At 38.2% G+C, this 13409-nt stretch carries 12 protein-coding genes and 1 riboswitch; of the genes, 1 reads left to right on the top strand and 11 read right to left on the bottom strand.

Annotated elements, in window-relative coordinates; genetic code table 11:
• Positions 1-87: 87 nt before the first annotated feature.
• The gene (locus tag NST76_RS05965; RefSeq protein WP_036127825.1) at positions 88-951 is read right to left on the bottom strand and encodes an AraC family transcriptional regulator; all 864 of its coding nucleotides are present in this window, start codon (positions 949-951) and stop codon (positions 88-90) included.
• Positions 952-1153: 202 nt separating this feature from the next.
• Between NST76_RS05965 and NST76_RS05960 the strand changes: the two genes are divergently transcribed.
• Positions 1154-1540 carry an NUDIX hydrolase gene (locus NST76_RS05960; protein ID WP_230593962.1) on the top strand — a complete coding sequence of 129 codons (387 nt, stop codon included), beginning with the start codon at positions 1154-1156 and terminating at the stop codon, positions 1538-1540.
• A gap of 44 nt (positions 1541-1584) precedes the next feature.
• Here NST76_RS05960 and NST76_RS05955 read toward each other — a convergent pair whose 3' ends face one another.
• The 10 genes from NST76_RS05955 to NST76_RS05910 form a co-directional block, all read right to left on the bottom strand.
• The gene (locus tag NST76_RS05955) at positions 1585-1770 is read right to left on the bottom strand and encodes a sporulation protein Cse60 (RefSeq protein ID WP_036127831.1); all 186 of its coding nucleotides are present in this window, start codon (positions 1768-1770) and stop codon (positions 1585-1587) included.
• 81 nt (positions 1771-1851) lie between these two features.
• On the bottom strand, positions 1852-3186 hold the full coding sequence (gene glnA, locus NST76_RS05950) for a type I glutamate--ammonia ligase (RefSeq protein WP_141903558.1): 1335 nt from the start codon (positions 3184-3186) through the stop codon (positions 1852-1854).
• A 189-nt stretch (positions 3187-3375) separates the two neighbouring features.
• Positions 3376-4722 (bottom strand): sodium-dependent transporter, encoded by a 1347-nt coding sequence (locus tag NST76_RS05945; RefSeq protein WP_340833830.1) that lies wholly within the window; start codon positions 4720-4722, stop codon positions 3376-3378.
• Positions 4723-4907: 185 nt separating this feature from the next.
• Positions 4908-5495, bottom strand: coding sequence for an ECF transporter S component (locus tag NST76_RS05940; RefSeq protein WP_058843277.1), 588 nt, complete (start codon positions 5493-5495; stop codon positions 4908-4910).
• Positions 5496-5714: 219 nt separating this feature from the next.
• Positions 5715-5902: riboswitch (FMN riboswitch) on the bottom strand.
• Positions 5903-6058: 156 nt separating this feature from the next.
• Positions 6059-7339 (bottom strand): hypothetical protein, encoded by a 1281-nt coding sequence (locus NST76_RS05935; RefSeq protein ID WP_058843276.1) that lies wholly within the window; start codon positions 7337-7339, stop codon positions 6059-6061.
• Positions 7336-7890 (bottom strand): RNA polymerase sigma factor SigX, encoded by a 555-nt coding sequence (gene sigX / locus NST76_RS05930; protein WP_080717168.1) that lies wholly within the window; start codon positions 7888-7890, stop codon positions 7336-7338. Before sigX ends, NST76_RS05935 begins: the two co-directional genes overlap by 4 nt.
• Before the next feature lie 57 nt (positions 7891-7947).
• On the bottom strand, positions 7948-9723 hold the full coding sequence (locus tag NST76_RS05925; RefSeq protein ID WP_058843275.1) for an ATP-binding protein: 1776 nt from the start codon (positions 9721-9723) through the stop codon (positions 7948-7950).
• Positions 9716-10432 carry a response regulator transcription factor gene (locus NST76_RS05920; RefSeq protein ID WP_004232215.1) on the bottom strand — a complete coding sequence of 239 codons (717 nt, stop codon included), beginning with the start codon at positions 10430-10432 and terminating at the stop codon, positions 9716-9718. Before NST76_RS05920 ends, NST76_RS05925 begins: the two co-directional genes overlap by 8 nt.
• Positions 10433-10547: 115 nt before the next feature.
• On the bottom strand, positions 10548-11729 hold the full coding sequence (gene ccsB / locus NST76_RS05915) for a c-type cytochrome biogenesis protein CcsB (RefSeq protein ID WP_036127900.1): 1182 nt from the start codon (positions 11727-11729) through the stop codon (positions 10548-10550).
• Positions 11726-13402: a cytochrome c biogenesis protein ResB gene (locus NST76_RS05910; protein WP_036127902.1), complete on the bottom strand. Its 1677-nt coding sequence runs from the start codon at positions 13400-13402 to the stop codon at positions 11726-11728. The genes ccsB and NST76_RS05910 overlap by 4 nt, the downstream gene beginning before the upstream one ends.
• Positions 13403-13409 lie beyond the last annotated feature (7 nt).

Below are 13409 nucleotides of genomic sequence, written 5' to 3'. Positions count from 1 at the left end.
ATCTTTAACACACCTAAAAAAAGGATAAATTTTCTTTTGAATAATAAAAGCCAAGAATGCTTAATCCATGCATTCTCGGCTTTCTTGTTATTTAATTGGAATCCAAATTTCAGAATAGGAGTCAGGACTATAGGCATCCTCTTCAGGATAAACTTCAAGTTCCGCTGTTCCTGCTGGTTCGTATGGATTGGACGGGAACCACTCTGAATAAATTTGCTTCCACGTATTTTGCATCGCATCTGGCATAGGGCCATGTACTTCAAAGACAACCCATTTGGAGGCAGGTACTTCCATTGTTAATAGATCTTCTCCTACTTCCCCTACATGATCTGTAGCAATCCAGTAATCAATGAAACCCTTTTGTCCTTGGTTTGTATTTGGTACACAAACACCTAGTACTCCATTGATATTGCCATTATTTAATTGGTATAGTTGATGGTCGAAGCCACTTTGATTTACCTCTTGCCAAAATAGAGGAATTTCTCGTGTGTTCTCCCCGTCTTGACAGTTGTACGTTCTTTTCACTCCAACAATTTGAAACTTTTCTTTTTCTACGATTTTATACTTCATTGGTTCTGCTCCCTTCAAGCTTACCTGGATGACCAGGCAATTGTATGATTGTAATGGCCCTTGTTTCTTTCTTGCTTCACTAGGCGTTATATGGTGCTGCTTACGAAACGCTTTTGTAAAAGCTTCAGGAGTTTCATAGCCATATTTGTAGGCGAGATCGATTATTTTTTGTTCCGTGCCTATTAATTCTTGTGCAGCTAATGTCAATCTTCTTCGTCGCAGATAATCTGCAATGGACATATCCGTCAAAATTGCAAACGTGCGTTGAAAATGAAAGACAGATGAATTAACCTCCTGTGCAATCTGTTCAATCGTAATGTCCTCTAATAAATGATCCTCCATAAAATTAATGGCCTTTTGAATCGACTCAATCCAACTCATTGCTTTCACTCCTTGATTCCATCATAAAATAGATATTGCTGTATAACCTGTCTTTTTATGCTAACTTTGGACAGGTTAAAAGGGAAGTATTTCCCTGACGATTCTCCCTACTTATTTTCACCCTCCACCCTACACATATTTACAACTACGTTCTTTAATAGGTAAATTAAGTATAAATAGAAATGAAATGGAGGTTTTTCTCTTGGGAAAATGGCAAGGTGCTGCTGCTATTTGTTTGAACGATAACAATCAATTATTAATGGTTTTACAAGGAACGGTGGAAGAAGAAAAAACGTGGGCTGTTCCATCAGGTGGTAAAGAAGCAGCGGAAGATTTTAAGGCTTGCTGTATTCGAGAGGTTTATGAAGAAACGGGCTATATAGTGGCTATTCTAAAAGAAATTTATTGTAAGCAGAATGAAGCTGTGGAAGTTCATTACTTTGAAACAGTTATGATTGACGGACAAATGATGATTCATGATCCTGACGAATTAATTTATGACATTGCTTGGCAATCAAAAAATGAAGTGGCCCAATTGTCATTAACTTTTCCAGAAGATCGTGCCTTTCTTTTATCTTTATTTCAATAAAAAAGTCACGTCTTAATGACATGACTCATCTCAAGTACATATTGCTAATCGTTTTGTTGATAAATAATTAAAGCAGAATGGATGACTGTCTGTTCGCCAATATAGAGCGTATTGTATTTGATATCAAGTATTAAAAAGCTTCTTAAATCTACTAAAGCCCGGTTAATGTCATGTTCAAATTGCACAATATCATTGTTTTGAATGGTCACAACCTGGGTCGTTTGTGTCATTGCCCACACTCCTTTTCTCTAATAATAGATGAAAAGAAAGGAAATGTAAAAGTGTTGGAGCCAAAACAGCTCCAACGCTTTTTAGTACATCGTTAAATACTCCTCACGTTCCCAGTTGTGGACGCGTGTGCGATATTTATTCCACTCAATTTCTTTGGCGGCTGTAAACTTATCATAAATATGATCGCCTAGTGCATTACGAACAATGGTATCCATCTCTAATTCAATCAACGCATATTCTAATGAGGAAGGTAAGCTATCAATTCCGTTCAACTCTCGCTCTCCTGCTGTCATTTTATAAATATTACGATCTACTGCTGCAGGTGGCGTTAAATCTTTCCGTATACCATCAAGTCCAGATGCTAAAATAACAGCCATTGCTAAGTATGGATTTGCAGCTGGATCAACTGAACGCAATTCAATTCGAGTAGATAGTCCACGAGCTGCTGGAATACGAATTAGTGGTGAACGGTTTTGAGCAGACCACGCGACATAACAAGGAGCCTCATAGCCAGGCACTAGCCGTTTATAGGAATTAACAAGTGGATTCGTAATAGCGGTAAAGCCGTGTACATGCTTTATAATCCCTGCCATAAAACTACGTGCCGTTGCACTTAATTGTAAGTCTGCATGTTCATCATAGAAGGCATTTTTATCACCTTCGAATAATGATAAATTAAAATGCATTCCTGAGCCGTTTACACCGAATAATGGCTTCGGCATAAATGTTGCATGGAGACCATGCTGTGCAGCAATGGTTTTTACGACTAACTTAAACGTTTGTATGTTATCACATGCCTCAATAGCACTAGCATACTTAAAATCAATTTCATGCTGACCAGGTGCGACTTCATGATGGGAGGCTTCAATTTCAAAGCCCATTCCCTCTAACTCTAAAACGATATCACGACGACAATTCTCTCCCAAATCTGTCGGTGCTAAATCGAAGTAGCCTCCACTATCATTTAACTCTAGTGTTGGATGCCCCTTATCATCCAGTTTGAATAAGAAGAACTCTGGCTCTGGCCCTAAATTAAAGGAAGTAAAGCCTAACTCCTCCATTTCCTTTAAAACGCGTTTCAAATTGGAGCGCGGATCTCCTTCAAACGGCGTTCCATCTGGTCTGGCAATATCACAAATAAAACGAGCCACCTTGCCTTTCTCAGCAGTCCAAGGAAAAATCACGAATGTATCAAAGTCAGGCTTTAAATACATATCAGATTCCTCTATACGCACAAAACCTTCAATGGATGAACCATCAAACATGACTTTATTATCTAATGCTTTTTCTAACTGACTGACAGGGACTTCCACATTTTTGATTGTTCCTAATATATCTGTAAATTGTAGGCGAATAAATTTCACATTTTCTTCCTTTACTCGGCGTATAATATCTTCTTTTGTGTAATGTTTCATTCTTCACCACTCCAATGTAAATTTAGTTAACATACGTTTTTATAACTGTTCTTAAAATACATGAAAATTGAAATTCACGCAATAGATATGTTAGGTTTTATAACATAGTTTTTTTAGAATATATTTATCTTGATTTTCGATGCATAAAAAAAGTGTATCCATTTCCACAATGGATACACTTTTTTTATTTTAATATTGTAATAGCATATTAATGAACACAACTAGAATAACGATCGGTACAACGACTAACATTAACATACGATATGTTGCATAATAGCCCTGTCCTAAGTGACTACCCATTAACAGTTCTTTCCTTACAAATTCCTTATCCACTATGTGGGCAATAAAAATCGCAATGAATAAATTTCCTAATGGCAGCATTATATTCGACACTAAAAAATCAGTGGCATCAAAAATACTTTTCTCAAAAATGGTTACATCCGATAAAACACTAGAAGAAAGTGCCGCTGGAATAGCCGCAATCAATACGACTACACCAAGTAAAAGCGTCCACATCGGACGAGATTTCTGACTATGTTCCATAAATGCCGCTACGATAATCTCATATAAACTAAATGATGACGTTAATGTAGCAAATAAAAATAGCAATAAAAACATCGCTAAAAATAATTCTCCAAACGGCATTTGACTAAAAGCTGTCGGCAGCACCATGAACAACAAGCCCGGTCCCGCGGCTGGCTCTAAATCAAAGGCAAACACAACAGGGAAGATTGCTAAACCCGCTAAAAATGATACAAGCACGGTTAAGAGCACAACAGAACCTGCTGAATTCGGAAGGCTGACATCTTTTTTTAGATAGGAACTATATGTAACAAGACAAGAAAATCCTACAGCTAATCCAAAGAATGATTGTCCTAACGCTTCTAATAATGCCCTACCAGTAATATTTGAGAAATCAGGCCATAAGAAGAATTTCACTCCCTCCATTGCGCCATCTAATGTAACAGCACGCACAACCAGAACAATGAACATCACAAAGAGTAACGGCATCATCCATTTATTCGCCTTTTCAATACCATTTTGTACACCTAATGAAATAACGAGTACGTTAGCTAATGTAAACAAAGCTAAACCTACTAGCGTAATCCATGGTGTACCTATAATTTTTCCAAATAGTGCAGCTGGATCAATCGCAGGATCTATCACAGCGCCAGCAACACCTAGCCCGCTGTAAATAAAGATCCAACCTCCAACAACACTATAAAATGTTAATAATAAAAAACAACCTAGCACACCCATTCGGCCAATCCAAGCCCATCCCGTTTTTGTCGGAGCAACCTTTTTATACGCGGTTACCGCCTCCGATTGTGTACCACGCCCTAAAACATACTCGGACAATAGCATTGGCAACCCTATTAATAACGTAAATAACACAAAGATTAGGAAGAATGCACCTCCACCACTTTGCCCCGTTACATACGGTAGCTTCCAAATTGCTCCTAGTCCAATCGCAGCACCCGCTGATGCTAAAATAAATCCTAATTTACTAGACCACTGTCCCTTTTTTTCACTCATCTCTTCAAACTCCTCAAACTTTCTAAACTCCCCTCTATTCTACATGAAAATGTGTTCTTCGACTAGATTATAATAATAAAGCACTAGAGCACGAACATTTTCTACTACTTTTTTCTAATTTTATTCGTCCCATCACTTCTTCCCACAAAAAAACCTCGAGCTAACTACTCGAGGTTTATGGTCCATTATTTTGCTATATACATAGAGCGCTGGCGGTCGATCCATTTGCGCATTGTAGTAAATAAAAACGCCATAATAGCTGTTAATAAAATACCTTTTACAATATTAAATGGTAAAATTCCAGCGACGATCATTTTATAAAGGGAGTCACCTACAACAGGTTCCATACCAAGGAAATATGTGTACATCGGTAAAAATACAACATAGTTCAAAACGCTCATTCCTACTGCCATCACGACTGTTCCTGTCGCTAAACCTCCAACAAGACCAGCAGTCGTTTTAAAACGATTAAAAATAAAGCTAACTGGCAAAATAAATAAAATGCCTGTTGTAAAGTTGGCAATATGCCCTACTGGCACACCTGTTGGCGTACCCGAGAAAATCCAATCCAACACATTTTTAAATAATTCTACTAAAATACCAGCTACAGGTCCCATTGTGATGGCCGCTATTAATGCAGGCATATCACTAAAGTCCACTTCCAAAAATGCTGGGAACGGCGGTATTGGGAAATTAAAAAGCATTAATAAAAACGAAATACTGCTCAGCATACCAATCGTAATAAACGATTGAAGTTTAACATTTTTCTTCATAGAAAACTCTCTCCTCTTTGCTGATTCAATCTCGCAAGAAGAAAGGTGACGATCTTTCAATTGTTAGCATGAAAAAACCCTTATGCATTAAAAAGCACAAGGGAGAAAGGCATGACGAATAAGCGTCAATCTAAACTATTTTTTGAGCACTATTTTAAAAGCCATACAAAAAAAGCGCTCGGTCATAGTTCATTTCATAACAATGAATGACGATCGTACCTCCATCTTCTCCCATCCAGACTGTAACTGTCGGCCTTGGAATTTCACCAAGTCAGCCATGCAAATAAATTTGCACAGGTCGCGGGCTAAAGAGTTTTGCCTAAACCATTCGAGTTAATGAATAAACATTAACGGTTTAGCACTCTATTACCGCCGGTCGGGATTTTCACCCTGCCCCGAAGATGAATCACTATTATTTTATACTACAGTTTTACTATAAAGAATTATCAACAAAAAGTAAATAGTTCTGCTCAAAAAACCTATTAGACTTGTATGCATTGTAAAAAAAATGGAGCATCCTCACCGAACAGGAATGCTCCATTTCTTATTGTTATTTTCTTTGACTAAGGCATATATTGCTTATTTGGCCCTACAGGCTTTGGTAAAAACATTTTTAAATCAAAGCCCTCCCAGCTTTCTTGGACAACATTATTTAGGCGTAATTGTTGGTCAAAGCTAGCAGCCGTTAACATCATGGCCTCAATCAGTTGTGTGGCACGAATCGGTTCCATTGATGTTAAATCAAGCGGAAGATCAAATGTAACGACTACGCCCTCTGCTTCCTCTGTCACCGTATATGATACGTTTTCAGGAACAACGGACACATAGACATCATCATTTTTATTTTTCATCAGTGTGAGCGCCTCTGTGACATTTGCAAATGTTTGACGGAAATCTGGTGATAAATATTCTGCACCTGTACCATCTTGATATATATAATAATTATAATGCTTGGCGTTCGTTAATGACATAGGTGGACTTGGCTCACCTTCTTGAGAAAACTCATAAGGTGTTCCATCTTCATTTTGAATCTCAACTTCTGTATATTCAGAATCAGAGAATGTATCCTCCAAAGTTCCTTTGTACTCATTGACAGTAGCAGAAGCAACATCATAGCTATTGTCCTTTGGTAGCACATGGACAAGCTTATCGTCCTTCTCCTTCAGCTCACCTTTGTAAGGATGGTAATCAGTAAATCCTTTAGCTTTCTCATCTATTTGAGGCGCGTATTTTTCATACATCTGTAAAGTAGAAGGTTTTTCTGTTCCAAAATCCGTTGCTACTCGCTCATTTGGTATCACATACGTCATTGGTACACTTTCCGCATCTCGCCCTGCTAAGCCAATACGGAAAACGACAGCATCTTTCACATCTTCCTCATAGACAGATGACCGTAAAGATAACATGCGCTCATGCTCTGCTACGATAGGAGATTGGAGTGCTTCGTCTTGCGTAGCAGCCTCCTTTGGAGAAAGATCTTCCTGTAAAGTAGAATAGGTAGCCGTATCGGCAGTACTAGCTTGATCTTTATGTCCAACATCATTATTCATGACCATTGAGCCTACAAGTATCGTTAACGCAAAAACTGCTGCAATGCTCATAAAAATTGGCATTTTACGAAGCTTAGATCGTGTTGTTCGTTCTTCTTGGATGGAGGAATTGCTTTGCTTTTGTTCATCCTCTTTTGGTTGTTGTATCGCTTCTTGAAGGTAACTGTTATCCTGCAAGCGAGCATCTGCCATTAACCGATTTAATATGTCCTCTTTTGAACGGTGATCAGAAAGCTTAGGGGCATTGTTCAATACATGTTCAAGCTGCTCATCATCAAATGGCTTATGCGTCATTGCCGTTTCGCCTCCTGTTCTCTAATCGGCTGTAGCTGTTGCCTTAAAAATTTTATGGCTCGATGCTGGGTCGTTTTTACCTTAGCTTCTGTCCAATCTAATATTTGAGCAGTTTCTGCAATCGATAAATCCTGAAAATAGCGCATAATAATGACCATTTTTTGGTCGCCTGTACAGTTTTCCAGTGCTGACGCTACTTGCATAAATTCATCACTGGCCTGTAGCATATCTTCCGGTGATGGTGTGGTTGAATGGAGCTGTTCCGTTTCCCAGTCAAAGAAATCAAGTGAATGCTTCTGGCGTACAGCCTGCTTTCTAAAATGATCAATCGCTACATTTTTGGCAATAGCAAAAAGCCATGTTTTCTCACTACTATTACCTGCAAATTGATCATATGAGCGCAATACTCGTACATAAACTTCATGTGCTAAATCTTCAGCCAATGTACGGTTTTTTACTAAATATATTAAAAACTGGAACACGTCTTGGTGATATGCATCGTATAGTCGATGGAACACGGAGTCATTCAAAGCACTCCACCCCCGTTCTATAATATTTGTCGTCTTACATTCGTGAAAGTTACAGCCAATTAATAGCAATACATGTTATTAATCGAACGGTAAATAAAACGTGAAGGTCGTACCTTCTTTCAGCACACTGTCTACCATAATATTACCTGAGTGTGCCTTCACAATATTTCTTGCAATGGCTAAGCCGAGACCCGTACCACCTTTTGAACGGGTGCGTGCCTTATCTGCTTTATAAAAACGTTCAAAGACATAAGGTAAGTCGTCATGAGGAATGCCGTGCCCTGTATCTTGAACAGATATTTTAGCGAATGTTGGTTCCTGCTCAACTTTTACAGTGACTGCTCCTTCATCCGTATGTCTAAGTGCATTATCTACTAGATTTGTGAGCACTTGTTCAATACGATCCTCATCGATATTAATCATGGCATCGTCATTAAATTCACTTTCAAACAATAGACGAACGTGTTTTTCCTTTGCAACCTGTGCAAATTTTTGAGTAATACGTTCGAATGTAGAATTAATCGGTAATTCATCTTTATACAGCGTCATATGTCCCGATTCCATGCGTGCTAAATCTAATAAATCTGTTACAAGACGCCCCATCCGCTTCGATTCATCATAAATGATTTTAGTAATCTCATTACGTTCTTCCTGATCCTGAATAAAATCATCATCCATTAATGCTTCAGAATATCCTTGCAGCATGGCAATTGGTGTCCGTAGCTCATGAGAGACATTGGCGATAAAATCGGATCGTAGTTTTTCTAAGCGATGTTGCTCAGTCATATCACGAATAACAGCCACAGCGCCACGTATCATGTCACCACTATAAAGAGGGCTAATAGTAAATGTATAGTAGTTACCATCCATTTCAATTTCCTCTTCTAGTTTATCCTCAAACATTAGCACATGATCAAGCATATGATACAGCTCTGGAGGAATAGGTTTAGCACTTTGTGAGCCTTTATTGACGAACCATTTTTGCATAAGTCGTTCAGCTGGTGGATTACTTAATAATATTGTAAGGTCACGATTAAATGTAATAACTGCATCTGTCATAGATGTCAAAATATTTGAAAGTTGTTCATTTTCTTGATTGATGACCTCTAAGTTATGCTTTAATTGACGGCCCATTTGATTGAAGGCAACAGCAAGTTGACCAATTTCATCATTTTGAGTTGTTGGCATTTTCGCTTCAAAATTACCCTTCGCAATTTCAAAAGCCAACTCTCGCATTTTTCTAAGTGGTGACGTAATACGTGAGGAAAGGAAAAACGCGAAGAATGTCGTCAACACGAATGCAATGAAAGCCGCCAAAAAAACAATTTTCGTTGTTTCCTTAGAGGTTTTATGTAGTGCATCTGGGCTTTGATAGATGAAGACAGCTCCGTGTACTGCATTTTCAACATTTAATGGGAAACCTAGCACGACATAAGATTCCATTTTTTCTTGATCTGTCGAAGAAGGCATCATCATTTCTTTCGTAATAGGTTCATCTGATTGAAATACTTCTCGAAACGATTTATTGGCTAAAATGGTCTCTTGTATTTCTTTTTTGTTGACACCCTCCTGCATGGCAAAGGATACTTCAACATGATTGATTGCAATTAATGCATTGGTTCCTGTAGGTAAGATATCTTTTAATAATTCCGAAGTAGATTCCGCTGTTTCATTGTCATCCACTATACTTGCTACTGTTGCAGCTGTTTGCCGTAAAGATATTTCGGCTTGCTGCATATGATAGTTTTGAAGAAATTCAAGCATCAATACCGTGAAAACAAATAATACAAATGAAACGAGAAGCAATATGGTTACCCATAGCTTCCCGACAACACTATTCCATATTCTATTCATTGACAACCTCAAATTTGTATCCAACGCCCCAAACCGTCACAATCATTTTAGCAGCGTTTTCAGAAACTCGGTTGAGCTTTTCACGTAAACGTTTTACGTGTGTGTCAACTGTACGTAAATCACCAAAGAAGTCATAATGCCAAACCTCTTTTAGTAATTGTTCACGGTCAAATACTTTGTCTGGCGATTTTGCTAAGAAGTATAGTAATTCATACTCTTTCGGTGTTAAATTAACCTCAATGCCCTCTGCCGTTACACGGTGTGCATCATGATCGATCATTAAATGCTGGAACACTACTAAATCTTTTGAAGAAGAGGCATTTGTCGTTGGTGAGAAAGCCTGTGAACGACGTAAAATAGCCTTCACACGTAACACAACCTCACGAGGACTAAATGGCTTTACAATATAGTCATCTGCGCCAAGCTCAAAGCCTTGTACACGATTCGCTTCCTCGCCCTTTGCAGTTAATAAAATAATCGGCGTTGCTGCGCGTTCTCGAATTTCCGCACACACTTCTAGCCCGTCTTTTTCAGGCATCATAATATCAAGTAAAATACAGTGATACTCTTTTTCTAAAGATTTTTCGATCGCTTGTTCACCATTTTCTGCCTCGTCAACAAGGTATCCTTCTCGCTCTAGGTACATTTTTAATAATCGGCGAATACGATCCTCATCGTCTACTACTAATACTGAAATATTTTCTGACACTTTCACGATCCCTCTCTTCCAATCTTTCTCTAACTTCTATTGTACATGGTGTGACACATATTGAAAAGAAAAGAAAGCCTCTTCGCCACAGCGAAAAGGCTTGTTATTTTACAAGTTATGCGTAAGAGTGTAAACCTGCAAGAATTAAGTTAACAGCAATTAGGTTAAATAAAATAATTCCGAAACCAATTAATGCCAACCAAGCAGATTTTCGACCTTCCCAGCCTTTTGATAGACGTAAATGTAGGAATGCTGCGTAGAATAACCATGTAATAAGAGCCCATACTTCTTTTGGATCCCAACCCCAGAAACGACTCCAAGCAATTTGTGCCCAAATCATCGCAAAAATTAAAGCACCTAGGGTAAATACAGGGAATCCTATCAGCACCGAACGATAACCAACTTCATCTAATAATTGCAAATTAACGCGTTTAACAAGTGGTTGGAAAATGGCACTAATTCGACGACGAGCAATTAAACGAATTAATAAATACAAGATTGACCCTACCAATAATGACCAAAAAACAGTTGTTAATTTTTTGGCATTAATTAATGCAGGCATTTCTACTAGCGGTGACATGCCATGTTCTTCAACTGCTTCATACTCATTCATACCGAAAATTGGCGGTAAATTGTAAATAATTTTACGAGTAGTTCCTTCTTTATCCACATAATTATAGCTAGACTCATAATCCATAGCACCGAATGTAGATGTCACTGCGACAAAACCAACCACTACTACAAGACAGTACATCACGGCTTCTAACCAAAAACGTTGTTTAGAAGGCTTTGTTAAATCGACTACTTTTAATAAATAAATGAGCCCTGCTACAGCACTAATGGCTAAAATAGATTGTCCTAATGCTGCTGTGATAACGTGAATCGTTAGCCAATGACTTTGTAACGATGGTACTAACGGACTTACTTCTTTCGGGAACATTGCTGCATAGGAGATGATTAATAATGCAACAGGCAATGCAACTAGCCCAAGTGCAGTCAAACGATAAATAAAATAAATTAAAATAAACGCGCCAACAATGAACATACCAAAGGCAGTCGTAAATTCAAACATATTACTTACTGGTGCATGTCCTGTATAGATCCAACGCGTAATAAAATAGCCTAGCTGTGATAAGAAACCAATAATGGTTACCACAATGGCAAGTTTGCCCCATTTGCCAGTATTTTTACCAGTAGCATTTGCTTGCTTAATTGAACCACCAAATAATAATGTCGCAACTAGATAAGCAATAAAAGCTACAAATAATAGGTTTCCACTTATGTCAATCAAACTCATAAGGTGTTGTCACCTTCCTTTTCTTTAATGCCACCATTCGTGGACTCTTCGCCAGCCTCATCTTTCTCTAACTGATCTTGATACGGAGGCAATGCAGCAAATGTTGTAACAGCATCTAAATCCTTTTTCATGCTGAACATATTTTTGTTAACATGGGCAGCCATTAACACACGGCCATCTGGTTCCACTTGAATCCATAAACGTCTGTGATTCCAGTAAGAACCAATAACAACACCAATCATAAAGATGACGCCCCCAACAAATAAGATAGGAATTGTACGATCTTTACGTACTGTAATACCTGACATATCACGCATTTCTGCTGCTGCAAATTTCATTCTGTATTTATTTTCACCAAGTGGCTCTAAAGGAGGTTGCATAATTTCAACAAAGCTCACTTCGCCTTCAGGTGTTTCTGGTGTTGTCATTTTAAATAAGAATGCTGGGTTATTTGGAATGGATGTTTTTGTTTGTGGCTCACCATTTTCAAATCCATCAAAATCTGGTGTATAAACAAGAATTTGAACGGAAGAACCATTACCTAAATCATATTCCTTTTTTGGATTTGTTAAATCAATTTCCACCTTACCAAGTGATTGTTCAGTCGTTTTATTGATTAATTCGAAATTCATTTGCTTTAATTCATTTAAACGATAATCCATTTGGTAAAGCGCAAAGCCATCTTCCTTTAAAGGATGGTTTACACGAATGGAATAGTCTTTTACTTTTTCTAGATTATCTGTGTCACCTGGCAAAGCATCTTTAGGCTGCTTATATAGTGTAATATCTGTTTGGAAATTTTTCGCAACAACATTTACACCCTGCTTTACTTGCTCACCCTGTGGTTCATTATCATGTGTCTCTAAAACAAAATCATTGTTTTCAATGAAATAACCGTCCATGCCAGTAATCGCACGTGTCTCGCCCTCACGTACCCAGATTGATTCATCAACATAGAAACCTGGCACCAGACGTAGCATGACCCCACCTAAAAAGATAATGAGACCGACATGGTTTATGTACGGACCGTAACGAGAAAAGCGTCCTTTTTCAGCTAAGAGAGCGCTACCATCTCGACGAACAGAATATCTCATCTCAGACATTTTTTGTGCCACTTTATCAAGCGTTTCCTCTGCGCCTGCTGTCACTTGTCCTTCTGCAACAATGCGCTGACGCTTCATAAAGCTTTCATGTCTTTTCACACGTTGATTCTTCAATGATTTATAAAGTGGTATTCCCCGGTCAAGACTTGCCACAATAATGGATACAGCAAGCATACCAACTAAAATTTGGAACCACCACGAGCTATATAAATCTGAAAGGCCTAACGTATAATAAATTTTACCGAATGTACCATAAACGTCTGCGTAATAAGCTCCCTTCTCCAAATCAGAAGCTTTCACGTAAAACTCTTGTGGTAGTAATGTTCCGATTGAAGCAGCAATTAATGTGATAATAATTAAGGATATACCGACTTTAACACTTGAGAAGAAATTCCATATTTTATCAATAAATGACTTGTTATATGTTTTAGAGCGAATGGCCATACCATCGTAGCGCATATCAACTACTTTATTTTGCTGTTCTTCTTCGGTTAAAGGACGACCACATTTCTCACAAAGCTTCGTGCCGTATGGGTTACTATGACCGCAAGCACAAATGATTTTTTCCATCGTCATA

It is taken from the genome of Lysinibacillus sp. FSL W7-1291, from assembly GCF_038593415.1.
In the GTDB taxonomy this organism is placed as follows: domain Bacteria; phylum Bacillota; class Bacilli; order Bacillales_A; family Planococcaceae; genus Lysinibacillus; species Lysinibacillus fusiformis_D.
Note: the sequence above shows the minus strand (reverse complement) of the source record. Positions and strands in the feature narration are given on the sequence as shown.